At 65.6% G+C, this 23,454-nt stretch carries 19 protein-coding genes; 5 read left to right on the top strand and 14 right to left on the bottom strand.

Annotation, left to right across the window (positions count from 1 at the left end; translation table 11 throughout):
• Window positions 1–294: 294 nt before the first annotated feature.
• Together IVB27_RS17245 and IVB27_RS42985 are read right to left on the bottom strand one after the other, a co-directional pair.
• Complete coding sequence (locus tag IVB27_RS17245; protein ID WP_247444588.1) at window positions 295–1,419, bottom strand: lactonase family protein; 1,125 nt, start codon at window positions 1,417–1,419, stop codon at window positions 295–297.
• 120 nt (window positions 1,420–1,539) lie between these two features.
• Entirely contained in the window at window positions 1,540–1,671 is a 132-nt protein-coding gene (locus tag IVB27_RS42985; protein WP_256467631.1) for a hypothetical protein, read from the bottom strand.
• A 132-nt stretch (window positions 1,672–1,803) separates the two neighbouring features.
• Here IVB27_RS42985 and IVB27_RS17250 point away from each other — a divergent pair, with 132 nt between their 5' ends.
• Window positions 1,804–1,980 (top strand): hypothetical protein, encoded by a 177-nt coding sequence (locus IVB27_RS17250; RefSeq protein ID WP_247444589.1) that lies wholly within the window; start codon window positions 1,804–1,806, stop codon window positions 1,978–1,980.
• Between the two features lie 96 nt (window positions 1,981–2,076).
• A complete protein-coding gene (locus tag IVB27_RS42990; protein WP_279666951.1) occupies window positions 2,077–2,199 on the top strand; it encodes a hypothetical protein in 123 nt (40 codons plus the stop codon).
• A 29-nt stretch (window positions 2,200–2,228) separates the two neighbouring features.
• Here the strand turns inward: IVB27_RS42990 and IVB27_RS17255 are convergent, their stop codons facing one another.
• From IVB27_RS17255 to IVB27_RS17280, 6 genes are all read right to left on the bottom strand, one after another.
• Window positions 2,229–2,588: a hypothetical protein gene (locus IVB27_RS17255; RefSeq protein WP_247345139.1), complete on the bottom strand. Its 360-nt coding sequence runs from the start codon at window positions 2,586–2,588 to the stop codon at window positions 2,229–2,231.
• Window positions 2,589–2,795: 207 nt separating this feature from the next.
• Window positions 2,796–3,713 (bottom strand): MBL fold metallo-hydrolase, encoded by a 918-nt coding sequence (locus IVB27_RS17260; RefSeq protein WP_247444590.1) that lies wholly within the window; start codon window positions 3,711–3,713, stop codon window positions 2,796–2,798.
• 93 nt (window positions 3,714–3,806) lie between these two features.
• The gene (locus IVB27_RS17265; RefSeq protein WP_247444591.1) at window positions 3,807–5,012 is read right to left on the bottom strand and encodes an NAD(P)/FAD-dependent oxidoreductase; all 1,206 of its coding nucleotides are present in this window, start codon (window positions 5,010–5,012) and stop codon (window positions 3,807–3,809) included.
• A 108-nt stretch (window positions 5,013–5,120) separates the two neighbouring features.
• Window positions 5,121–5,411, bottom strand: a complete 291-nt coding sequence (locus tag IVB27_RS17270) for a hypothetical protein (protein ID WP_247444592.1) — start codon at window positions 5,409–5,411, stop codon at window positions 5,121–5,123.
• 98 nt (window positions 5,412–5,509) lie between these two features.
• Window positions 5,510–6,505, bottom strand: a complete 996-nt coding sequence (locus tag IVB27_RS17275; RefSeq protein ID WP_247444593.1) for a helix-turn-helix domain-containing protein — start codon at window positions 6,503–6,505, stop codon at window positions 5,510–5,512.
• Window positions 6,506–6,819: 314 nt separating this feature from the next.
• Window positions 6,820–9,483, bottom strand: a complete 2,664-nt coding sequence (locus IVB27_RS17280; protein ID WP_247444594.1) for a bifunctional diguanylate cyclase/phosphodiesterase — start codon at window positions 9,481–9,483, stop codon at window positions 6,820–6,822.
• A 261-nt stretch (window positions 9,484–9,744) separates the two neighbouring features.
• On the opposite strand from IVB27_RS17280, the gene IVB27_RS17285 reads away from it, so the two are divergent.
• The gene (locus IVB27_RS17285) at window positions 9,745–10,746 is read left to right on the top strand and encodes a LysM peptidoglycan-binding domain-containing protein (RefSeq protein WP_247444595.1); all 1,002 of its coding nucleotides are present in this window, start codon (window positions 9,745–9,747) and stop codon (window positions 10,744–10,746) included.
• Window positions 10,747–10,904: 158 nt separating this feature from the next.
• Window positions 10,905–12,173 (top strand): Spy/CpxP family protein refolding chaperone, encoded by a 1,269-nt coding sequence (locus IVB27_RS17290; RefSeq protein ID WP_524536488.1) that lies wholly within the window; start codon window positions 10,905–10,907, stop codon window positions 12,171–12,173.
• On the opposite strand, the gene IVB27_RS17295 is transcribed toward IVB27_RS17290, so the two are convergent.
• The 3 genes from IVB27_RS17295 to IVB27_RS17305 all read right to left on the bottom strand — a co-directional run bounded on the left by IVB27_RS17295 (window position 12,174) and on the right by IVB27_RS17305 (window position 18,061).
• A complete protein-coding gene (locus tag IVB27_RS17295) occupies window positions 12,174–13,001 on the bottom strand; it encodes a hypothetical protein (protein ID WP_247444597.1) in 828 nt (275 codons plus the stop codon). It lies immediately after the preceding gene.
• A 295-nt stretch (window positions 13,002–13,296) separates the two neighbouring features.
• Window positions 13,297–15,744 (bottom strand): adenylate/guanylate cyclase domain-containing protein, encoded by a 2,448-nt coding sequence (locus tag IVB27_RS17300; RefSeq protein ID WP_247444598.1) that lies wholly within the window; start codon window positions 15,742–15,744, stop codon window positions 13,297–13,299.
• 250 nt (window positions 15,745–15,994) lie between these two features.
• On the bottom strand, window positions 15,995–18,061 hold the full coding sequence (locus IVB27_RS17305) for an AsmA family protein (protein WP_247345112.1): 2,067 nt from the start codon (window positions 18,059–18,061) through the stop codon (window positions 15,995–15,997).
• Window positions 18,062–18,322: 261 nt separating this feature from the next.
• Here IVB27_RS17305 and IVB27_RS17310 point away from each other — a divergent pair, with 261 nt between their 5' ends.
• The gene (locus tag IVB27_RS17310) at window positions 18,323–18,997 is read left to right on the top strand and encodes a Crp/Fnr family transcriptional regulator (protein ID WP_247345109.1); all 675 of its coding nucleotides are present in this window, start codon (window positions 18,323–18,325) and stop codon (window positions 18,995–18,997) included.
• Between the two features lie 11 nt (window positions 18,998–19,008).
• Here IVB27_RS17310 and IVB27_RS17315 read toward each other — a convergent pair whose 3' ends face one another.
• The 3 genes from IVB27_RS17315 to IVB27_RS17325 all read right to left on the bottom strand — a co-directional run bounded on the left by IVB27_RS17315 (window position 19,009) and on the right by IVB27_RS17325 (window position 23,391).
• Entirely contained in the window at window positions 19,009–19,248 is a 240-nt protein-coding gene (locus IVB27_RS17315; protein WP_247345106.1) for a DUF433 domain-containing protein, read from the bottom strand.
• A gap of 64 nt (window positions 19,249–19,312) precedes the next feature.
• On the bottom strand, window positions 19,313–22,462 hold the full coding sequence (locus IVB27_RS17320; protein WP_247444599.1) for an efflux RND transporter permease subunit: 3,150 nt from the start codon (window positions 22,460–22,462) through the stop codon (window positions 19,313–19,315).
• Window positions 22,462–23,391, bottom strand: a complete 930-nt coding sequence (locus IVB27_RS17325) for an RND family efflux transporter (protein ID WP_247345100.1) — start codon at window positions 23,389–23,391, stop codon at window positions 22,462–22,464. Before IVB27_RS17325 ends, IVB27_RS17320 begins: the two co-directional genes overlap by 1 nt.
• Window positions 23,392–23,454: the final 63 nt, after the last annotated feature.

Consider the following 23,454-nt stretch of genomic DNA (forward strand, 5'->3'; position numbering starts at 1 on the left):
CTTGACGGCCTCATCGATAACAGAAGCAACCGCGGCAGACCATGGGCCGGCCGGATGAGAATGCCGCAGCAGCACGGGCGGCGCGTTGCCGCCCGTTGAATTAGTCTTCGGGACCGACGCCAAGGTTCGCTGTCTTCCCCCCTGCGGCCATCCTTCGAGACGCCCGCCTGGCCCTCAGGATGAGGTCGTGCTTCGCGGCGAGATATCAGACCCTCATGGTGAGAAGCCCGCCAAAGCGGGCGTCTCGAACCATGCAGGCCGAACTCATCCCGCAGCCTCCAAAGGTGAGCAATCTCACGGCAGGTTCACGAACTCCACCCAGTTCGGCTTCTTGCCGGTGGCGTAGGATTTCAGCTTGGTCAGCGCGCCGCCGCTCTGGTCGATGGCATAGACCGTCATAATGTCGGAGAGTTCGCCGACGGCGGCGAGGTAGCGCCCCGAGGGATCGATGTGGAAGCCGCGCGGTTGCTTCTCGGTCGGCACGCTGCCGATCGTGGACAGCTTGCCGCTTGTTGCATCGACCTTGTAGGCGGTGAGCGTGTTGGTGGTGCGATCGGAAGCGTAGAGGAAACGGCCGTCGGGGGTGATGTGAATGTCTGCCGCCCAGGGCTTTCCCGAAAACCCCTCCGGCAGCGCGGTGGTGCGCTGGATCTCGTCCCATGCGCCGCTCTTGGCTTCGTACGCGAACGCCGCGACGTCGCCGTTCAGCTCGTGGATGAGATAGACGAACTTGCCGTTGGGGTGGAATACGAAATGTCGCGGCCCCGATTTCTCCGGCACCTTGTGGGCCGGCGGATCGCTCGGCGTGAGCGTACCGGTCGCGGCATCGAACGCGAAGGCCAGCACCTGGTCGGAGCCGAGATTGGTCGCGAACACGAAGCGGTTGTCGGGCGAGGGCAGGAAGGCGTGCGCATTCAGCCCGGTCGGGATCACCTGCTTCGGCTCGCCCGCGACGCCATTGGCGTTGAGCGGATTCAGCGCGACCTTGTTGCCGCCATAGGAGGCGCTGAACAGGAACTTGCCGCTGCGGTCGAGGGCGATATTGGCCATGCTGTCGGCGAGCGGCCCGTTGCCGATATGGCTGAGCTGACCCGTCTTGGGATCGATTGCAAAGCTCACCGCAACGAACGGCTGCGAGCGGACGCCCGCAATCAGCACGCGGTGGTCGGGCGTGATCGCGAGCGGCGTCGAGGAGCCGGGCTTTTCGACGCCGCTGAAGGCGGCCGTCTGCACGGGAACCATCTCGCCGCTCTCAGCCATCTTGAACACGCTGATGTCGTTGCTGTCGGCATTGCCGACATAGGCGAAGGTCTCGGCCATGCCGGCGCGGACTCCAGAAATGAGGGTGAGGAAAGCGAGGGTGGTGGCGATCGCAGTGCGGGGCGCGCGGGATGCGACGCGTCGGGTCGGTCTCAACATGGGGTCCTCCTGAAAGCCGGTGCGGCAGTGTCGTTTTGTCGCGAGGATAGCGGCAGCCGCCCCGCCGCACCAAATTCCAATTGGGATTGATCGATGCCGAAATGGTATCGGTGGGGAGGTCTACCGCACCGCCGCTGTGCGGGAGGGCAGATGCCGGCCGGGCGGAGGTTTGGGCGACCCGAGCACGGTCCACACGGTGACCGCGAGCAGCGCGCAGGTCAGGATCGTCCGGACGATGAGTGGTTTCCGCATCAAGCCGAATCCGTCCCTCAAATGAATGCCCCTGGGGCGCGCCTTGCGATCGTGCACTGCAAACCGCGGCAATCCTATGAACTCGTTCACAGGCGGAAACGAACCAATGCCGCGCCAGCGCATTGAACGGGCATGCCCCGCGAAAACGATCTCGAAGGTAAGCCCGACATGGGCGGCAAGCATGGCGGCGAAGCCGGCCAGCCCGAGCCGCCGCCGCGCCCGCATCAAGGCGAGCGCGATGAGGATGTCGTGGCAAAGCGCCACACCGGTCAAACCGATCGCAACTCGGTGCCGACGAAACCAGAATAGCGCCCCGCCCGCACCGCACTTGCATTTGGAACAGCAGCCTCGCCTTTCCGTTGTCCTGATCCCGCGGGCTGAGGAGATCGAAACGGAGGCTGGCACGTGTTTTGGATTTATTGGGACACCGCCTGGTCGCTCATCATCAGCGGCATCATGTTCGCCACCATCGTCACCCATCCCGACGCGGAGTTCGCCGAGATTCGGGCGGCCAAGCAGGCGAAGTAAGCCCGCATCCTGCGAAATTTCCTGAACCCTCAAATCATGCTGCCGGGCATGAAGCAGCGGATCTTGGCGCGTCCGTTGATATAATACGGCCAGACCATGGTGCGGCCGGCACGGTTCGGCTCGGTGATCACGGCGTCGTCGGGCACCTCGATCCAATCGCCCATCAGCCTGACGCGATAATGTCCGTTTTGCGTGTCCCAATCGACGTCGTCGAGGGCGGTGCCGTCGGCGTCGGCACAGCAGGCGCCGCCGCCCTTGCTGTGCAGGCCCTCGAACCAGCCCTTGAGGGGAGAGTTTGCGTAGCGACCGTCGTCGCGGGCTTCCACGTAAGGCCCAATCAAGGCGGCAACCGCTACGAGCGTGATGATCCTGAAAGTCGCGATTGCCATATCGCCTCGCTCGATCTCGCGCGCGCGCAGACGAGAAGCCGCCTGCACTGCACGTGACGCAATGCCGGCTGACGCCCGCCGACCGGGTTCCAGCCGTCTCAGTTGGGGCGATAACCGCGAGGTCCGACGTTTGATCCTATTTTCAAGGGCGCGAACTCATCGATGACATGAGTCCGCGCCCTGCGTTGATGCTAATCCGGCAAGCGCTCAGTAGTCCCAGAACACCGGAACCCAACGAAAGGCGTTGCCGTCGACCGCGACCCGGCCCACGGACGGGAACGGCAGGTGCGTGGCCACCAGCATCTCGCCGGTCTTGGCGAGCTCTCGCAAGAGATTGATGCGTACGCGCGCCGCATCCTCGGGGTCGTGTTCGAAACCGTTGTGCCAGTCCGGTTGTTCGAACCCGACGGCAAACACGGCGTCGCCGGCGAATGTCAGCGCATCATCGCCGGACGCCATGCGAACCACGCTGTGTCCGGGGGTGTGACCGCCGGTGCGACGGGCGATGACGCCGGGCGCAACCTCGTGCTCGTCATCGAACAGCCGCAGCCGAGGGCCGAACTCCTTCACGAACCGCTTGGCGGTCGCTCGAAGCGCGTCCGGGAATCCTTCCGGCATGGCAGTGCGGGAAAAATCTGGCGCTTCCCAGAATTTGACCTCGGCAGCCGCGACGTGGATCCGCAGGTCTTTACGCAGTTGCTCCTTCACCCCGTCGACCAGCAGCCCGCCGATGTGGTCCATGTGCAAATGGGTCAGCACCAGATCGGTCACCGACGAAAGATCGATGCCGGCGGCCGCCAGTCGCTTGATCAACTGCCCGGCGCGCGGCAAGTTCAAGTTCGGGTCCGATCCCAGTCCGGCGTCGATGAGGATGGTCTTGCCGCCGCTGCGGACCATCACCGCGTTCAGCGCCCAGTCGAAAGCGTCCTGCGGCAGGAACATGTCGTGCAGCCAGGTCGCCCGGACGGCCGGGTCGGCGTTGTGGGCCAACATCGTGGTTGGCAGCGGCAGCACGCCATCGCTGACCACCAGCACGTCGATCTCGCCGATCTTCAGCGCGTAGCGCGAGGGAACGAGCTCTTCGGGCCCCGATGACACGGGATATGAGGTGTTGTGCAGATTCATGTGGGTCTCCTGTTTCAAGGGTAGAGTTTCCGGCTGGTCTTGGTTGAGCAGGCCGCACGGCCAGGAACGTGCAGCCGTCATCGCTTGGTGCGTCTAGAGCTCAGTCACGCGCTCCGGATCCGCAGAAGCGAGCGCGGCGGCGCGCTCGGCCTTCGGCGGGTAGATCCAGACAGTGTTGATCTCCTGCTTGGTCTTCTTGGCGGTCGCGCCGACCATCTCGACCTCGCGCTCCCATCCGCGCGTGAACAGCGCGCCGGCTTCGCCGAGGTCGAGGCAGGTCACATAGGCCTTCTGGTGATAGGGCCTGGTCGGCACGCCCAGCAGCTCTGCCGCGGCGTTGTTGCCGGCAAAGGCGCCCATCCGCGTGGCGTGCTGACACGACATCAGCGCGTGATTGCCCTCGTCGTCGCAGGCGGCGCGCGCAGCATCGCCGGTGGCGAAGACGCCCGCGACACCGGGCACGCGCAGATCGCGGTCCACCAGCAGCCGGCCGAAATTGTCGCGCCCGGCAGGTATCTGCGCGGTCAGCGGCGCGGCGCGAATGCCCGCCGCCCAGATCACGGTCTCGGTTTCGATGTGCTCGCCGTTCGACAGCGTCACGCCGGATCGATCGAGCGAGGCGACACCGGCGCCGAGCCGTGTCTCCACGCCGATCTTGCGCAGGGCTTCCTCGATGATGGGGCGGGCGCCCTCGCCCATGTCGGGCGCGATCGCAATATTGCGGTCGACGATGATGATGCGGGGCCTGGCATCCTTGCCGAAGATATCGCGCAACCGCGCCGGCATCTCCGTGGCCGCTTCAATGCCGGTGAAGCCGCCGCCGGCGACCACCACCGTCTCGCGTCCGTTCACGGCGGGCCGCTTCGCAAGACCGTGCAGATGCTTGTCGAGCGCGACCGCGTCGTCGAGCGTATCGACGCTGAAGCCGTGCTGGGCGAGGCCCGGAATGTTCGGACGGAACAGCCGGCTGCCGGTGGCCACGACAAGGCGATCGTAGGAGAGCGTTTTGGTGGCGCCCTTGGCGGTGGCGATCTCCACCGTTCGAGCTTCGGTGTTGATGGTCTCGGCGCTGCCTTGCACATAGGCGACGTCGATCGACTCGAGCACATCGAGCAGGGGCGCCGTCAGGGTCTCGGGCTTCGCTTCGTAGAGCCGCGGGCGAACCACGAGCGTGGGCGCGGGGGCAACCAGTGCGATCTCGAGCTGCTCTGGCGAGACGCCCTGGATCTCGCGCTGACGCGCTGCGGAAAGGGCGGCGTACATGCCGGCGAAGCCGGCACCGATGATGATGATTCGCATGGATTTGCTCCTTGTTGTTTCGCTTTTCGAAAGTCCGCGCGCGACCGCGTTGCTGCGTTAAGGGCAGCGTCCGGCAGCGGCACGAAGAGGTGAAGTCGATGGCTGGTATTAAGGGGCCATGCAGCGTTGCAGCGGCGAACGCGGCGGCAAGCTGTAGCGAAGGACGAGCGGCTGAGGCTCCATTGCACCCCAGTCCTGATAGGGCAGGCCGGGGCCATTTCGGGTCATGATGGAAACCAGCGGATGCGTCGGATGCATGGAGTACGCCGGAATTTCCACCTCCTCGCCCGTCGCCGACGTGAAGCGAACGGCCAGCGAGAGTCCGTACAAGGTCGCGGTCGCGAGGCTTCGGCGGCGTGATGCAATCAGCTGGCGGGTGACGAAGTTTTTCCAGGTCATCTTTGGTCTCCCTCGATTGGTCTGGACATGGTGATGATGTACCCCACCCGATTTGCCGCTGCCCCAGCGCGATTGCCGTCCCTGTCGAGGGATTGCTGCTAACGCACGCGCCTGCGCCAATCGCTCGGCGTTTCGCCCGTCAGCTTCTTGAATGCCGCGGCGAAGGCGGTCTGCGAGGAATAACCAAGCGCCGCGGCGACCGAGACGACCGATTCGTCGCTCTCTCGCAGCATGTTCATGGCCTGCTCGAGCCGGTGCTGGCGCAGCCAGGCATGCGGCGAGAGTCCGGTGCTCTCCTTGAAAGATCGGCAGAAATGGAAACGCGACAGACCTGCGTCGTATGCAAGCGCCGAGAGCGATACATCTGCATCGCTGTCAGAACGCAGGCGTTCGATCGCCCGGCGCAGGACCGCCGGCGAAAGGCCGCCGATAATCGGCTGCAGCGTGGCCGGCACGCCGGCATGGGCGGCCAACAGGCGCGTCGCGAGAAGATCCGTCAATTGCTGCCTGAACAGCGTGTCCAGCGTGGCGCTGCCTTCGAGCGAGTCGGCCGCGCTCAGGAGCAATCGGGACGTGATGGCGTCGGGATGCCCGGTTCTTTCCAGCAGATCGTCAGGGCTTGCCGTGTTGGCTTCATCGGCGATGCGCAGCAGCGTCCGTTGCGGAAGATAGAGCTGAACGACATGCAAGGGCCGGTGGATGTCCCAACGTGACGTCGAGCCGGCCGGAATGATCGTCACGACACCGGCACGCGCCGTCGCGATTGCAGCCGTTTTTCCCGTGCGCCGTTCCAGCGCCTGCGAGCCGGCGGGATAAGCCATGATGACGTGATCGGCCATCGGCTCGACAATGTCGTGCAGCGCCTCGTGTTTCCAATAGGCGATGGCGCCGCTTTGAGAATCGGAGGCCATGCGAAGCGGCTGCGTCTTGAGGACCCGCGCCATCTCCAGATTGGCGGCGCGCCGCTCGCGCGCCGAATTGTCGTCTGGCTGGAGATCTGGTTGCAGATCTGGTTGCAAGACCGGTTGCACGTCCGGCGCGGGTGGCAAATTTTTGTGCGGGGGATTGCGCATGAGTGCGCTGCTTCCGATCATGGCGTGGCTCCTCCTGATCGCCTCAGGATTCCGACCAATCGTCCGTATTCGTACGGGTCGGCGCGTGTTCTATGCGTCGCGAAGGCCCGGCGTATTTCCTGAAGCCGCGATTCTTTGTCTGATCCTGCTCCAAGCCGGCGCGCACTTGCGCGAACGCACGGCGGGCGGGGGTATGGCAACAGGTGCGGCAGGCCGTCACGCGGCTGTGACGATTGGACCGTTTGTGGCGCAGGAACACCGCATTTCGAAGCGAACAAGCGTTGTCCGATTTTGCGACAAATCCCCCTGATGGGGGTACGGTTGCCGGTGCGCAGCTAGGCCGCCACCGCCTGCGCCGACAACAGCTGCCTCAACTTCGCCGCCGGCACGGCCGGGCTGAACAGCCAGCCCTGCATCTGGCTGCATCCGAGCTTTCGCAGCACCTCGCGCTGGGCCTCGGTCTCGACGCCTTCCGCGGTCGTCGCCATGTGACGGGCGGCGGCCATGTGCACCACGGCCTGCACGATCGGCGACGAGTCTTCGGACTGGCCGATGTCGCTGATGAAGCTGCGGTCGATCTTGATCTTGTCGAACGGGAAACGATGCAGATAGCTCAGCGAGGAATAGCCGGTGCCGAAATCGTCGAGGGCGATGCGCACGCCGAGCTCGCGCAGCTGCTGCAGGATCGTCAGCGCCTCCGCATCGTCGCGGATCAGCACGGTCTCGGTGATCTCGAGCTCGAGCCGTCCGGGCGCCAGCCCTGACTCCGCCAGCGCAGCTGCGACCTTGAGCGCCAGCGTCCTGGAGCGGAACTGTACCGGTGAAACGTTCACCGCGATATGGATGTCGCCGGGCCAGGACGCGGCCTCGGTGCAGGCCTGCCTCAGCACCCATTCGCCGATCTCGCCGATCAGTCCGGTCTCTTCGGCGACCGGAATGAAGTCCGCAGGCGAAATCATGCCGCGCTCGGGATGGCACCAGCGCAGCAGCGCCTCGCAGCCGTTGACGACATTGGCCGCAAGGTCGACCAGCGGCTGGTAATGCACCTCGAACTCGCCGCGGGCGAGCGCCTGGCGCAAATCGAGCTCGAGCTGGCGGCGCTGCCCTGCCTTGGCGTCGTATTCGGGCGCGAAGACACGGAAGGTTCGACGGCCCTCGGATTTCGCCGCATACATCGCGAGATCGGCGCGCTTGAGCAGATCCTCGAGAGTGTCGCCGTGGTCGGGGGCGATCGCGATGCCGATGCTGGCATCGGTCGGGATTTCCTGGCCGTTGCAGTTCACGGGCGCGCGCAGCGCCTTCAGAATCTGTTCGGCGAGTGCCGTCAGCTCGGCCTGATCGTTGGTGCCGGCCTTGACGATGGCGAATTCGTCGCCGCCCAACCGTGCGACCATGTCGTTGCCGCTGACGCAGGCGCGCAGCCGGTTCGCGACCTGGCGCAGCAGCTCGTCGCCGACCTCGTGTCCGAGCGAATCGTTGACGCCCTTGAACTCGTCGACGTCGATATAGAGGATCGCGAACGGCTTGCCCTGGCTGAGTTCCGCGACGCGGCGCTCCAGATGGCCGCGCATCAGCACGCGGTTAGGCAGGTCGGTCAGCGCGTCGTAATGCGCCATGTGCGCGATGCGCTCGTCGGCGCGGATGCGATCGGTGACGTCGTCATGGGTCGCGAGCCAGCCGCCGGCGGCGCCGGGCTGGTTCTTGATCTCGATCAGGCGACCCTCCGCGGTCTCGACGATCGCGCTCTGCGTCTGCCCGGCATTGCTCAAGATGCCGTCGCAATAGGAATCGACGTCGCCGTGGAACGAGCCGGTGTCGTGGCGATGCTGGATCACTTCGCGGAAATGGGCGCCGGGCTTCACGATTTCGGCCGACAGGCCGTACATCTCGATGTAGCGCCGATTGCAGACGATCAGCCGTTCGTCCTGATCGAACATCAGGAGGCCCTGCGTCATGGTGTTCATCGCGGTGTCGAGCCGCTGCTTCTCCACCGAGAGCCGGCGCGTCACCTGGCGGAAGATCAGATAAAGCGTGAGCACGAGCAGGCCGATCGACAGCACGGCGACGGTGACGAAGAATTTGGTTTGCGTGCGCCAGGTCGCCAGCGTCGCGTCGAGCGACTTGGTCGCGACCACGACCAGCGGCTCGCCGGTCAGCATGCGCGAGGCGACGATGCGGTCCTTGCCGTCCATCGGGCTTGCGAGCTGCGTGGTGACGAACGTGCGCTCGAACACCGCCATCTGCTCGGGCGTTCCGTTGCGGAAATTCTGGCCGATCATCGCGTCGGCATGCGGAACGCGCGCGAGCAGCTGGCCGTTCTGATGATGCATCGCGATCGAGGATTCCTCGCCGAGCCCGCTCGAGGCGAAGAAAGATTCGAGCTGGTCGGGCGTGATCGCACGCGAGACTATGCCGTAGAACTCGCCGTGCGGACCGGAGACGCGGCGCGCGAACACGATCGCGGCGCCACCGCCGAACCGTCCGGGCACGACTTCGATCTCTTCCTGCGCGGACGCGTCGTTCTTGAGCCGGTTGAAATAGCCGCGGTCACCGACCGAGATGTTGGCGACCGGCCAGCGCCGCGACGAGTTGATCAGAACGCCGTTGGAATCGAACACATTGGCGCCGGCGACATCGGACCAACCACTTGTCTTTGCGCGCAGCACCTCGTGCATGGCGAGTGTTGCCATCTGGCTGCGGAAGACATCGGCGGATTCGATGCTACGGCTTTCGAGTTCCGCGATGACGCTCTTCTGGAGCACCGCGAAGTCCTCGAACTCGCGGTCGAAATGACGGGCGAGCAGCCGGACTGAGTTTTCCAGGCTGTCGCGGCCGCTCTCGATCGCATTCTGCCGGAAGCGGTCGACCGTTAGCGCGGTGCCGATGGCCATTGCAGCCATCAGCACGAAACCGCCGACGATTAGCCAAGTCAGTGGCGCGCCGCGCCAGCGGCGCAGCAACCCGCGCATGCGCGCGGTCCACCTGATCGATGTGCCCATGCAGCCCTCCCGTGGGATGCAAGATGCAGCAAAACCGACAAGAGCCGGTTACCAGCGAGGGTTAGGAAAATATGAATCGGAACGGATTCAGGCGGGTGCCGCGATGCGGTCGATCATTTGACGCCGGCGGGGTGGTGCCGGTTCATCCCTGGCGCGTTGGCTCATCATCCTATCGACCGTCTTGCTGCCGTGGCCAAAACGGCGCAATTTGCTGCCCCCGGCTGATTTGCAAGCTTCGTTTCTGATCAAGGTTCGTTTCTGATGACGATCGCATCCAAGGCCTTCATTGCATTCTGTCTGCTCGCGGTGGGCGGCACCGTGCTGGTGATCGGCCCCACCGAGCTGCGCCGCCTGCTGCCGAACGGGGCGAAGACCGACACCGTGGTCGCCGCCAAGCCGCAGGCCAAGGTCGAACCCAAGCCGGAGCTCAAGCCGGAACAGCCAAAGCTCGCCGCCGTCGCGCCGCCGTCGCCAGCTGTGTCTCCGGCGCCGGCCCCCGAGCCGAAGGCGGGTGCGCTGGCCGAAACCCAGAAGCAGGTCACCGCCGCGCTTGGCGATCTTGCACCGGTCAAGCCGGCGCCGGCGGTTGCGGATACCGGCCCCCGGTTCGACGTCGGGCGCATCGACGATCACGGCGAGGCGGCGGTGATCGCGGGCCGGGCGACGCCGGGCGCCAAGGTCGAGCTGCTGCGCGACGGCAAGCCGCTCGACACGGTGGTGGCGGATGCATCGGGCCAATTCGTGATGACGCCGCCGCAGCTTCCTGCCGGTTCCTATGAGTTGACCCTGCGGGCGAAATCGCCTGACGGCACCGTCACGCAATCCGGCCGCAGCATGCCGGTGACGATCGCCGAAGCCGCGCCGCCGCCCACGCGCCCTGTGCCGGTTGCGAGGCAAGATGCGAAGGCCGAGAAACCTGACGACAAGTCGGATGTCGTGGCATCGGTATCGGACCGGCCCGCGGCTCGGCCGAGATTGATGGGTGCACCGAAACCCAGGGGCGTGCCAGGGGTCCTGGCGCGGGCTCCCGCGGCCACGACCGTTGCATCGGCCTCGCCGGCGGACGTCGTCGGTGGTGCACCGGCGGAAGCAGGCGGCAACCGGGTGATCTCCCGCGGCGACAGCCTTTGGGCGCTCAGCCGGCTCGCTTACGGCGACGGCGCCCGCTTTGCCGTGATCTACAACGCCAACCGCGCCAAGATCCACAACCCCAATTTGATCTATCCCGGCCAGACCTTTGTGGTGCCGCAGAAGACGGAGTGACAGGGGCTTCGCCACTGCCGATGCGCGTTGCGACGCTTTGCCCTGTCCGCTTCCGGAACATTTGGTTCCCCCGCGCGTCAACGTGATGCGACGCGATGCGTGCTTGGCGCCGGAGGAGGGCCAGGGTGGACAGGTCAGTGGTCATGTCGAGATCACGCATGGGGCCCAGGCTGGGGCTGGCGCTAACAGGCGCAACCCTCGTGATGCTGGCGGTGCTGTTGCCAAATCGCGCCGAGGCGCAGTTCGGATTGCGCGGCGGCCCGCTCGGTGTCGCGCGCTTCGCCGTCGGCCACGTGATCGGCATGTCGCGCCTGCGCCACGCGCGCATGGCGGTGCGAGGCGGCCGATACCGCTCCGCAGCGTTGCGATCACAAGATCCTCGTGGTGTTGAGCGCGGGCAGCCGGCCAATCCCTACGTCCTCCGTGCGGCGCTCACGGCGCAAGCTGCCCTGTCGGGCTGGCACGGCGGCAAGCGCCCGCAAGGCTGGTGGCGTCATCCCGATGGCAGCTACGGCTGGGCTGGCCCGGTGTTCTGGCCGTTCGCGCATGACGACCTCACCACCGCAATCATCCTCGGCGATGCGACCAGCCTCTCGCTCTATGGCTATGGCGACATCTATGCCGCGATCTTTTCGCCCTATGCGGTAACCGAGCTTGCCGCCTACACCGCGCCGCAACGCAGGCGCGGACGGAGAGTGCCGACCGCGGAGGCTGTCTGCGATGCCAGCGACACCGGCGGCCTGCCGGCCGACCGCATCGCCGCTGCCGTGCAGCCGAACGAATTGCAGCGCACAGCGCTCGACGAGCTCGCCACCGCCTGGCTAGCGGCGCGCGACACGATCCGCGCAGCCTGCCCAACGCAGGTTCCTGCGACGGCCATGGAACGGCTCGGCCTGATGCGCGAGCGCCTCGCGGCCATGATCAAGGCAACGGACGCCGTCGCACCTGCGCTGATAAAATTCGTCGATCTTCTGGACGACGGCCAGAAGACAAAGCTCGATGCGCTGGCCAAGGACCGCAGCGCCGCGCTCGCGTCGATCCAGGAAAAGAATCCCCAGGCGGCATCGGCCTGCCAGGCGGACAGCGATCCCCGCTACGACGAGAAAGTGCAGCGCCAATACGAGCAGCTCGTGCAGCAGCAATGGCCCGCGGCCGACATCGCGTCCACGCTCAAACTCGACGACATCGCCCGCGCGCGTCTCGACGTACTTCAGGACACCACGCTGCGCACCATGGAGACGTTGAGCGCCTGTCCGTCAAAAGCAGCACCGACCCCGCAGGCCCGCCTTGCTACTGTGAAGGCGCGGCTGGAGACGATGCTGCAGGCCGTGAGCGGTGTCAGCGATGCGCTCGACGATTTCGAGGCTGATCTGAGCGACGAGCAGAAGGCAGGGTTCGAGGCGATCGGGCCGAAGCGCGGGGTGTAATCACCCGCACGCCCAGTCGAACTTCATCTCCTTGAAGTCGAGCTGCGCGTTGCCGCCGCCAAAATTGTAGCCGCCGAAATATTCCTCGAACTCGACGTAGAACGAGCTCATCTCCGGCACCGCCTGGCAGGGCCGCATGGTGCCGCCGAGATGATTGTGGGCGTGCTCCTTGCCCCAATCGTGCAGGCGGAAATTGTCGCGGCTCGGCACGCCGCCGACATAATAGTAATAGGACTGATAGCCGCTCGGCGGATTTTGCCGCGTGTGCTCGTCCTGCGGGCCCTTGCCGGCATTGGGATCGCTCGCGCGCGGTGTCAACGCGATCGCGCGGGTCTCGGCGAGATCTCCGCGCGGAGGGCTCGCGAACATCTTCGTCGCGTAAGGCGCGGCAACCTCGAAGAAAGCGCTGGCGCCGCCGACGTCGAGCCAGCGCGGCCGGTCGGCCGTCGCAAGCGGAAGCGGCGCGGGCGGCGTGGCCAACGCGCCGTCATATTCGCGGGCGGTCAGCAGCAGCGCCGCATACTCGTAGTCGAGGATGTCAGTCATGCGTGACAGCCGTGGATGCGAGGCGCGCGCCTGCACCGCCTCGCGAATCTCGGGATCATCGGGCGCCCCGCCGTCATTGTGATCGGGCGCCGTGGCAAAGAACGACACCGCGACGATGTCCTCGCCATGCACGCGATAATCCTCCGGCAGTTTCAATGTGAAGCCGTGCATCAGTGGAAAGCCGGTGACGGGATCGAGCGGCCATTGCTCGCTGCTGATGCCCGGCGGCAGACCATAGACCCAACCGTGATCACGCGCGCGATCGGCGGGACGATCCAGCATCTGCAAATCATACGCACGCGAAGGCAAGGCAAACGCCACAGATCGACTCCATCCGGATGTTAGCCTCGACGCGGAGGCGATCGTTAGTCGCGGGGAGGAGGGATGTGGTTCGTCGGGATGTTGCCGTCCTGCCGGTGTTTTGCCCGACGAGTCAAAGCTCTTCGGCACCCGTGTAAGTCATTGATCTTGCAGCCGCCGTCTACTGTGCATGGGGTTGTTTTCGCACTTTTTGTTTGAAGCGACGGCGGCAACTTGTAAGAATTTCTTACAAGTTCAGCTGTCGTTCAAAGCAAACTCACATCCGCCGCCTTGCAGCCGCCGCATCCACCACGTTCTCCACCTCCTCGCGCCACGACAGGATCTCCATCGCGAGCACGGGATGGTTAAAGCCCTTGAGCACGAGATCGTCGAGCGCGCGGGCTTCGACCCAGGGCTCGACCATGCCGTAGACGCGGCGGCTGACCACGACCTGCCCGGCCTTGGCTTCGTCGCAGAGGCGGGAGGAGAGATTGGTGACGCTGCCGATCGCGGCATATTCGAGCCGCTGCTCGAAGCCGATCTGGCCGAGCGTGGCGTAGCCCATGGCGACGCCGACGCCGAAGCCGAGCGAGTGGCCGCGGTTCTTCCATTTCTCGGTCAATTGGCCAATCACGTCGCGCATCTCCACCGCCATCTTGACCGCGCGCTTGGTGTGGTCGGCGAATTGAATCGGCGCATTGAACAGGATCATCACGCCGTCGCCGGCAAAGCGGTCGAGCGTTCCTTCGTAGCGGTGGATCAGCTCGCCGAGTGCCGCGTGATATTCGCGCAGCACGTTCATCGCCTCTTCCGGCTCGGTCGCCTCCGTGAATGATGTGAAGCCGCGCAAATCGCAGAACACGACGGTGACTTCGCGGCGGTGGCTGTCGAGCAGCGCGTCGTGGCCGTCGGAGGAGGCGATCAGCTGCGCCACTTGCGGGGCGAGGAAACGTTCGAGCCGCTTGATGCGGCCGATCTCGCCGAGTTGTTTCTCGACGCGCTCCTCCAGCGAGCGGTTCCAGTTGCGTAGCTGCTCGGTCTGCTCCTGGAGCTTTGCCGCTTGCTGTTGCACGGTTTCGTGCGCAGCCGCGAGCTCGCGGCCCTTGTGGTCGACCTCGGTGAACAGCCGCGCGTTGCGCATCGCCAGCACAGCCTGGTTGGCGAAGGTGCGCATCAGGCCGATGATGCTGGCGGCGAACTCGCCGCTGGCGCGGCGCAGCACCACCAGCGAGCCGAGCGTGCCCTGCTGGTCCACCAGCGGCACCACCAGCACCGAGTGGAAGCCGGCATCGATCGCGACGTCGCGCAGCGGTTGCTCGGAAGCCTGCTTGAGATCGGCAAGCGCGATCGGCTCGCCGCTCCCGGCCGCATCGCTCAGGATGTTCTGGCCTTCGTCGATCGTGACATGGGCGCCGTCGGCGGATTTGTCGATGCCGTTGGCCTCGACCAGATTGAAGCGGCGCGCCTGCGCGTCGTAGCCGTAGATCAGCACGGCATCGGCGTGGGTGATCTCGATCGCGCGCGCGGCGATCGTCGGCAGAACGGCATTGAGATCGAGCGAGGCGGCGACCGCGCGGCCGACCTCTTCCAGCACCTTGAGCTCGTTGATCGACTGCGCGAGATCGCGGGTGCGCTCCTCGACCTTGGTCTCCAGGTCCGAATAGGTCTCCTGGAGCTGGCCGGCCATGCGGTTGAACTGGCCGGCGAGGTCTTCCAGCTCGTCGGAGGTGTGCACGTCGATGCGATGGCTGAAATCGCCCTCGCCGAGCTTGTGCGCGCCGTCGCGCAGCGCCGTGATCGGAATGATCATGCGGCGGGCGAGCAACGTGCCGGCGAGGATCGCGACCAGCAGGCCCATGCCGATCAGCAGCGCGATGCGCACCAGCTGGTCGCGGATCGGCATCAGGGCCTGCGTGGTCGGCTGCTCGAACATCACGCTCCAGCCGAGCTTCGGCACGGTGCTCGCGGCGCTCATCACCGCATGGCCGTTGAAGTCGGTGCCCGAATTGTCGGGCTCGTGGCCCGGCGCGACCGCGGCCGCAACCTGCGGCAGCTTCGACAAATCCTTGCCGACATCAGGTCCCTTCGACGACGTCGCCAGGACGCGGCCGCGCGGATCGACCACATAGGCGAAGGCCGCCTTGCCGACCTGGGCGTCGGTGAGGTACTCGGCGAGAAAGCTGAGGTCGAGCTCGGCCACGGTGACGCCGGCGTTGAAACCGGAATGCGCCACCGAGATCGACATGAACGGGGTCCGGTCGGAGAACCACGCCGGCGCGTAGCTGACGCCGCGGGCGACGGTGTCGGTGAAGCGCATGTCGCGGGAGAGGTCGGCATTGCTGCCGGTCGTGGTCGACTGGCGCGAGACGCGCAGCACCTCGCGGCCCTCGCCGTTGAGCTGGAACAGCTGGTTGACGACCGAGACCTGGTGCAGCAGCTGGGCGTAGTCGGCGCGGCGCTTCTCGAGCGTGTCCTGGCTCGCCCGCGTCACCCAGCTGATCTGGCGCTCGAGCTCGGAGATCGACTGCTCGATCCGCCGCGCGGCAGCCTGCGCCTTGTCCTCGAGACCGTCGGTCAGCTGTGTCTTGGTGGCGCGGTAGGAGATCCAGCTCTCCATCGCCCCGTTGACGGCGAGCACGAACACGACGAGGCCGACGAGAGAGACGACGTATTTGGCGAACAGGCCCTCGCGCAGAAACCGTGTCTTCTCGTTCGCTCCCGCCATCCCGATCCTCTCGCGCCGCCATCGACGCCGGCGCTACGGCCTGTACGGGCCCAGCGGTCCTTCTAGCATAATTTGCTAGCATAATTTGGACCGGACGACCGGTGGACCGGCAGGCCTGGTTACCCGCTGGGGAGGCCGGTTTGGGCCGGACGGGTGGTGAATTGTCGCAGTCTCATCCGTTCGGATGAAGCAGGGTGAGACAAGGCCGAGGTAAGGGATTGGCGTGGAGTCCAGAGCGTTGGTCCGCCCATCATCGATTGAAGAGCTGCCGCAGCACGTCGTTCATCGGCTGGCTGTCCTGCGGTGCCGTCGGCGGGTCCTCCTGGGCGGGGGGCGCGGGGGAGGCCTGCGGCGCCGGTGTCGATGGCGTTGCTGGCAGGCTGCGGCTGCGGCCGGTGGCCGTTCCGTTGCCCGTGCCGGTTGCCGCACCGCTGGAAAGTCCCTGCTGGATCAGATTGCCGATCGCCTCGCCCAAGGGGCCGCCGAGCGGATTGTTCTGTCCCGGCTGCTGGGTTTGCGGATTGGCATTGCCGGCTGCATTGCCGCCACCCGGCGCGGTCGTGCCGCCGAGACCAAGGCTGCCCAAAATATTGTCGAGCCCGGCGCCGTCGGGGCCGAACAGGCCCTTGCCCATCTCGCGCAGCTTGGCATAGGCGGCGTCCGGATTGTCCAGCATGCCGCTCATGTCAGGATAGATACGCGGCTGCGACCAGCTGCCCTGGATCATCACGGGGATGCCGAAGCCGACCGGCTCGGAGGCGCGACCCTGGCCTTCGGTCGTCATCACCAGCTTCGGCTCGACGCGAAAACCCATCATTTTGGTGTCGAGCGCGATGGTGCCGGCGCCGGTGAGTCGCACCAGTGGCCCGATCAGATTGAGATCGGTCGTCACCGCCTGACCCTTGTCGATGCGGAAGGACGCCGAGAGCTGTGACAGATCGGTGCTCTGCTCCTGGCTGTTGTTCTGGTTGTCCTGCCAGCCGGACAGCGTGCCCGACGTCAGCGAGCGGATCATCTGCGCGATGTTGATGCCCCGGATGGCGCCGTCCTGGAAAGTGACGAAGGCGGTGCCCTGCATGTTCGCCATCAAGGCGCGTTGGCTGGTGCCGGCGCTGCGCAGCGCGAGCTTGGCCTGCAGCTTGCCGTCGATCCGGTCGAATTCGGCAAGGCCCTGGAGCAGCGGCAGCGCGCGCACGCCGGTGAGGTCGGAATGCATGGCGAAGCTCGGCGCGCCGCTGGTCGCATCTAGGATCACTTCGCCCGAGACCTCGCCGCCATAGGCGCCGAGATTGGCGGTGCCGGCCTTCAGTACGCCGCCGGCGAGCTTTGCATCGATCGCCAGCGGCGCGAGGCGCGCATCGCCGATGACGGCCTCGTGCGCCGAGATCCTGATTTGCGCATCGACATAATTGAGCCCGGACACGTCGATCGGCGCATCGCTCCAGGGCTGTCCGGACGCGCCTTCCGGCGATTTCGCCAGCGGGATCGCGAGCCGCTGGAAGTCGAGATCGACCTTGACCAGAGGCTTGCTCGCGATATCGACCGAGGCCCAGCCGTTGAAGGCGCCATCGCCGAGCGTGCCGTTCACGCCGTTGATCATCACGACATCGCCGTTGAGCCGCATCTCGGCGTGACCTGCGAGCTGGGACTTCAGCACGTCGGGCATGTCGATGGCGAAATCCACCGGAATGGTCGGCCGGTCGGCGGGCGGCGCCGGCGTCGTCGCCTTGATGTCGAACTTGGTCGGGTGCTCGCCGACCCGCGCGGTGCCGGTGATGTTGATCTTGCGGTCGCGATCGACGATCGCATCGGCATTGACGGCGCTGATGCGGCTCTCGACGCGGTCGCGCACGCGCGCGAATGCGATCTCGCCATCGGTGACTTTGACGCGGTCGATGGTGGCGCCATCGGTATCGAGCGCGATCGGCTTCGACGCGCCGCCGGCATTCGGCAGGCGCTCACGCAGCAGCGGCTGGTAGAGCACGGGATGGGTGACGACGAGCTCGCTGATCTTCGGGCGGCCCGACCACACGCTCGAAAGCGACATGTCGGCCTGCACGCTGTCGATGGTCAGGCGCGTGATGCCGCTGCGGTCCTTGGGGTCGGCAAGCGTGAGGTCGTTCAGCGTCACGTTCAGCGTCGGCCACAGGCTGATCCTGGTGGTGCCGTCGATCGACAGGCGATAGCCGGTCGCGCTCTCCACCCGCGAGGCAATCGTCGAGGTCAGGAAGCCCGAGGGGATCCCGACCACCAGCAGGAGTGCGATCACGATGATGACGGCGGCCACCGCAGCGCCGGCGAATTTCACTGCTCTCATATCGGCTTTCCAGCGACGGACAATCGGCGTCGAATCCGGCAGATGACCGTCATTTGCACCCGTCCTTTGCGCCTGAGTTTATCCCGGGACGGGAAGCGGCTCCAAGCGCGTAAAAATAGTCTTGGGGTGCTGCAAAGTTATGTGACTTATGACACACTTCCCGGGCGCGGTTTTACGCGACCCTGATGTTGATGGTTCCAAGCGATTTGCCAAGGAAACGGGCCAGGGACACTGGCCACGGAAATTCACAAGGACATTGAAATGAGCAAGCAGGCCGAATTTGCGGTCATCCTGAAAATGAACGCGATGTTTGCCGATCTCGGCGCAGACGAGCTCCAGCGGCTGTCGAATCTCTGCCACACCCAGCATCTGGGGAACGGCGAGGTGCTATTCCAGAAGGGCGATGGCGGCGACGCGCTGTTCGGCGTACGTCGAGGCCAGGTCCGTATCGAGACCGGCTCCTCCGACGGCAGCCGGCTGACGCTGAACTTCATGGGGCCGGGTGACCTGTTCGGCGAGGTCGCGGTGCTGGACGGCCAGAGCCGCACCGCCGATGCGACCGCGGGCGAAGCCAGCGAGCTGTTCGTGCTGCGGCGCGAAGACTTTCTCGCTTTCCTCGAACGCGAGCCGAAGGTCGGGATCAAGATCATCGCGCTGCTGTGCCAGCGCATCCGCTGGCAGAGCGAGCGCATGGAAGAGTCCATGCTCCAGCCGCTGCCGGTTCGCCTCGCGCGGCGCCTCTGCGCGCTCGCCGCCGATTTCGGCTCGGAGGTGCACATCTCGCAGGAGCAGCTCGGCGTCTTCGTAGGTGCCGCGCGCGAGAGCGTCAACCGCCAGCTTCAGGCCTGGCGCAAGGAAGCGATCCTCGATCTCCAGCGCGGCCGCATCCTGCTGAGGAACATGACCAAGCTGACGGCGATCGCGCGGAACGAGTAAGTCGAGCGACTTCACTTCGCTTGGAAGGTACGAGGGAGATCGGCGACTGTGTCCTCTGCGAGGGAGGCCGCGTATCGCAACGCCTCATCAATATCCTCACGCTCCAGATACGGGTAGTCATTGAGGATGGATTCGCGCGTCTCGCCGACTGCCAGCAGGCCGAGCAATCGTGCGACTGGAAACCGCAGCCCGCGAATGCAGGCTTTGCCAGTGCAGCAGGCTGGGTCCATCGTGATACGCACAAAAGCCATGTCGTAAGCTAACGCGCGCGACCGACTTGTGCCAGCGCGCGCCTCTGACCCGCCTTTTCGGAATCTACTCCGCTGCGGGGTGCGCGATGCCCTTCGGCACCGGCGCTGCCTCTGCCGGCGCAGCGCCGTGATGACCGGCGTCCTCCGCATCCTCGCTGTGCACGACCAGCCGCTTGCCGGAGCGCCAGATCAGGGCGCCGAGATCGTCCATCACCATGAACATTGCGGGCACGAACACCAGCGACAGGATGGTCGAGAAGATCAGGCCGCCGATCACCGCGAGCGCCATCGGCGAGCGGAACTCGCCGCCTGCGCCGACCGCAAGCGCGCTTGGCATCATGCCGGCGGCCATCGCGATCGTGGTCATCACGATCGGGCGTGCGCGTTTCATGCCTGCGTCGATCATGGCTTCTTCACGCGGTGTGCCGGCGCGAATGGACTCGATGGCGAATTCCACCAGCATGATCGCGTTCTTGGTGACGATGCCCATCAGCATCAGGATGCCGATCCACACCGGTGTCGTGAGCTGCTTGCCGGTGATCAGCAGGGCCGCGATCGCGCCGCCGATCGAGAGCGGCAGCGAGAACAGAATGGTGATCGGCTGCAGGAAGGTGCCGAACAGCAGCACCAGCACGGCGTAGACCATCATCAGACCCGCCGTGATCGCGGTGGCAAAGCCTTCGGACAGTTCATTCAGGCTTTCGGCATCGCCGGAGGGTGAGACCTTCACGCCCTTCGGCCGGCTCTTCATGACCGGCAGGTCGTAGATCTTCTTGGTGGCGTCGCCGAGCGCGGCGGAGCCGACGAGATCGGCCGCGACAGTTGCTTGCCGCTCGCGATCGTAGCGGTTGATGCTGGTCGGACCCTGGTCGAGCTTGACGTCGGCGATGACCGAAAGCGGCACGCCGCCCTTCTCGCCATGCTCGCCGAGCGGCACGCGGAGCTGCTCGAGCGTCTTGAGATTGCCGCGCGCGGCATCCTCGAGCTGCACGCGGATCGGCACCAGACGATCGCCGACGTCGAATTTGGCGAGCGCCGGCCCGACGTCGCCGATGGTGGCGACGCGGATGGTCTGCGACAGGCTTTCGGTCGAGACGCCGAGCCGTGCGGCGAGATCGGCGCGCGGCTCGACGCGCAGCTCGGGCCGCTCCAGCGTGGTTTCCGAGATCACGTTGGAGATGGTCGGAATCCGCTTCATCTGCGTCGCGAGCTCGCTGGCGACGTTGTTGACGATGTTGGCGTCCGCGCCGGTCACGACCAGCGAGATGGCGCGCAGGCCGTTCTCGTCGAGGAACCAGAAGCGGATGTCTGGAATGTTCTCCAGCTCCTGGCTGATCGAGAATTCAAGCTCGCGCTGGGTGATGTCGCGGCTGTCCTTGGGCGTGTAGTTGATGATCAAAGCGGCGCGCCGGACTTCCTGGGTGCCCGGTGGAACGCGCCCGCCGTCGACGAAGATGCTCTTCACCTCAGGTCGCTTGCGCAGCCGCGCGACGATGTCTTCGGTGACTTTTTCGGTGTAGGCGAGCTGGGTGCCCGGCGGCAGCTCGAGGGCAACCAGTGAGCGCGAGCTGTCCTGCGCCGGCAGAAAACCCTGCGGCAGCAGCGTGATGCTCCAGATCGAGGCGGCGAAGACGCCGAAGCCGACCAGCACCGTGATGAAATAGTGCTTCACCGACCAGGCCACGATCCTGTGATAGGACCGCAGCACGCGGCCGGGCGGCGGCTCTTGGTGATTGCCGTGTTTGAGGAAGTAGGCGGCGAGCACCGGCGTGACGAAGCGCGCCGCGAGCAGCGAGAAGAACACCTGCACCGAGACGGTGATGCCGAACTGCTTGAAGAACTGTCCGGCGATGCCCGACATGAAACTTGCGGGTGCGAAGATCGCGATGATCGTCAGCGAGATCGCGATCACCGCGAGGCCGATCTCGTCCGCGGCTTCGAGGGCGGCACGATAGGGCGACTTGCCCATGTTCATGTGCCTGACGATGTTCTCGATCTCGACGATGGCGTCGTCGACCAGAATACCTGTCGACAGCGTGATGGCGAGGAAGCTGACGAGGTTCAGCGAGAAGCCGAGCAGGTCCATTGCCCAGAACGCCGGGAAGATCGACAACGGCAGCGAGATCGCGGCGATGACGGTGGCGCGCAGGTCGCGCAGGAACAACAGCACGATGATGACGGCGAGGATGGCGCCTTCGAACAGCGTCGAGATCGCCGCGTGGTAATTGCCGTTGGTATATTCGACCGAGGTGTCGATCACCTTCAGGTCGACGTCGGGATAGGTGGCCTTGAGCGAGTCGATGCGCTTCTGCACGGCCTCGGCCACCTTCACGTCGCTGGCACCCTTGGAGCGCTTGATGCCAAGCGCAACGATCGGCTCGCCGTTGAAGCGGGCGAAGGTGCGGCGGTCGGCGATGGTGTCGGTCACGGTGCCGAGATCGTCGAGCCGGACCTCGCCGCCGCCGAACAGCGGAATCATGGTGCCTGCGAGGTCGCTCAGCGTCTTGGCGCCGGCGAGGGTGCGGATCGCCTGGTCGTTCTTGCCGATCTCGGCGCGGCCGCCGGCGACGTCGACATTGGTGCCGCGCAGGCTCTGGCTGACATTGACGGCAGTCAGCCCCATCGACTGCAGGCGGTCGGGATCGAGCGAGACCAGGATCTCGCGCTCGACACCGCCGATGCGCTCGACCTGGGCGACGCCGCGCACGCCCTGCAGCGCGCGCTTGACCACGTCGTCGACGAAATAGGAGAGCTGTTCCGGCGTCTTGCCGGGCGAGATCGCGGCGTAGGTGACGATCGGCAGGCCGATGACATCGACGCGCTGGATCAGCGGTTCGGTGACGTTCTGCGGCAGGTTGGAGCGCACGCGCGTCACCGCGTCCTTGACGTCGTTGAGCGCGCGGTCGGTGTTGGTCTCCAGCGCGAACTGGATGGTCGTCACCGACAGGCCGTCGGTGATCTGCGAGGTGATGTGCCTGACGCCTTCGACACCGGAGACGGCGTCTTCAACGGTCTTGGTGACCTGGGATTCAAGCTCGGCGGGTGCGGCGCCAAACTGCGATACCGCGACCGAGATCACGGGGATGTCGGCGGAGGGCAGCCGTGTCACCGCGAGCTTGGTGAAGGACACCCAGCCGAGGATCAGGAGGATGACGGAAAAGACCACCGACGGCAGCGGATTGCGGATCGACCATGCCGAGATATTGAGAGCCATCAGCGTACCCGCGTGCGATCGAGTTCATCGGCGAACATGGTCTTGATCTGGTCGCCGTCATGCAGCGAAGAGCCGGCGTCGGCCACGACGATTTCGCCGACGTCGAGGCCTTGCAGGATTTCCGTGGCGCTGTCGGACGACAGTCCGACTCGTACCTTGCGCGTCTCGACGATGTTGCCTTTGACGACCTGCACGGTGAGATGGTCGATCGCGGTCTTGGGAACCGCGACGCCGCAGCTTCGCTTGGCATCGATCGAGGCGCGGGCGAACACGCCGACTTTCAGCGAGGGATTGTTGGTGACGCTGATGCGAACGCGCCCGAGCTGGGTAGTGCGATCGATTTCGGGCGCCACCAGCCTGACTCGCCCGATCAAATCGGGCGAGTCGTCGCGGCTGATGCGCACGGTCGCGCCGGCGCTGAGCTTGGGCATGTGCACCGCCGGGACCTGCGCGTCGAGCTCGATCTCGTTGTTGACGGCGATGCGGAACATCGGACCGGCCTGCGGCGAGGCCGGCGCACCGACGATGGTGCGGACCTCGGTGACGAGGCCCGGCGCAGAGGCCTTCAGCGAGACCGGACCTTGCGGGCCGGGCCGCTGCGGCTGGCCCGGGATCTGGGGCGGGGCCGTCAGGCGCGCCAGCTCCTGATTGTCGGTGACCAGCGTGCCTTCGGTGACGAAGAGGTCGGTGACCCTGGATCCCTCCTGATCGGCGACGACCACGGCTTCGCGGCGCGGCACGAAGAAGCCGGTCACCCGGACCAGGTCGGAGAAGCAGGCATTGGTCGACTTCGTCACGATGACCAGCGCCTCGCTCGGCGTTTCCTTGGCCTCGGGGCGATGCCGGTGCTCGAACAGATAATAGCCGACGCCGAGCGCAACGACGAAGACCACCGTTCCGGCCGGCTTGAGATATTCGGAGAGATTCATCGCCGGATCGTCCTGGCCTGGCTCACGGCCATCCGCACTCGGCCCATAGAGAGCGTTTCCCTG

Origin of the sequence: Bradyrhizobium sp. 197 (assembly GCF_023073375.1) — a bacterium.
Taxonomy (GTDB): Bacteria; Pseudomonadota; Alphaproteobacteria; order Rhizobiales; family Xanthobacteraceae; genus Bradyrhizobium.

Coding starts and splice junctions, on each gene's coding strand:
- IVB27_RS17280 (WP_247444594.1), bottom strand. CDS start 9,483: ATGGGCACATCGATCAGGTGGACCGCGCGCATGCGCGGGTTGCTGCGC.
- IVB27_RS17265 (WP_247444591.1), bottom strand. CDS start 5,012: ATGCGAATCATCATCATCGGTGCCGGCTTCGCCGGCATGTACGCCGCC.
- IVB27_RS17275 (WP_247444593.1), bottom strand. CDS start 6,505: ATGATCGGAAGCAGCGCACTCATGCGCAATCCCCCGCACAAAAATTTG.
- IVB27_RS17255 (WP_247345139.1), bottom strand. CDS start 2,588: ATGGCAATCGCGACTTTCAGGATCATCACGCTCGTAGCGGTTGCCGCC.
- IVB27_RS17305 (WP_247345112.1), bottom strand. CDS start 18,061: ATGAGAGCAGTGAAATTCGCCGGCGCTGCGGTGGCCGCCGTCATCATC.
- IVB27_RS17295 (WP_247444597.1), bottom strand. CDS start 13,001: ATGCTGGATCGTCCCGCCGATCGCGCGCGTGATCACGGTTGGGTCTAT.
- IVB27_RS17325 (WP_247345100.1), bottom strand. CDS start 23,391: ATGAATCTCTCCGAATATCTCAAGCCGGCCGGAACGGTGGTCTTCGTC.
- IVB27_RS17260 (WP_247444590.1), bottom strand. CDS start 3,713: ATGAATCTGCACAACACCTCATATCCCGTGTCATCGGGGCCCGAAGAG.
- IVB27_RS17245 (WP_247444588.1), bottom strand. CDS start 1,419: ATGTTGAGACCGACCCGACGCGTCGCATCCCGCGCGCCCCGCACTGCG.
- IVB27_RS17315 (WP_247345106.1), bottom strand. CDS start 19,248: ATGGCTTTTGTGCGTATCACGATGGACCCAGCCTGCTGCACTGGCAAA.
- IVB27_RS17270 (WP_247444592.1), bottom strand. CDS start 5,411: ATGACCTGGAAAAACTTCGTCACCCGCCAGCTGATTGCATCACGCCGC.
- IVB27_RS17290 (WP_524536488.1), top strand. CDS start 10,905: ATGGGGCCCAGGCTGGGGCTGGCGCTAACAGGCGCAACCCTCGTGATG.
- IVB27_RS17285 (WP_247444595.1), top strand. CDS start 9,745: ATGACGATCGCATCCAAGGCCTTCATTGCATTCTGTCTGCTCGCGGTG.
- IVB27_RS17250 (WP_247444589.1), top strand. CDS start 1,804: ATGCCCCGCGAAAACGATCTCGAAGGTAAGCCCGACATGGGCGGCAAG.
- IVB27_RS17300 (WP_247444598.1), bottom strand. CDS start 15,744: ATGGCGGGAGCGAACGAGAAGACACGGTTTCTGCGCGAGGGCCTGTTC.
- IVB27_RS42985 (WP_256467631.1), bottom strand. CDS start 1,671: ATGCGGAAACCACTCATCGTCCGGACGATCCTGACCTGCGCGCTGCTC.
- IVB27_RS17310 (WP_247345109.1), top strand. CDS start 18,323: ATGAGCAAGCAGGCCGAATTTGCGGTCATCCTGAAAATGAACGCGATG.
- IVB27_RS17320 (WP_247444599.1), bottom strand. CDS start 22,462: ATGGCTCTCAATATCTCGGCATGGTCGATCCGCAATCCGCTGCCGTCG.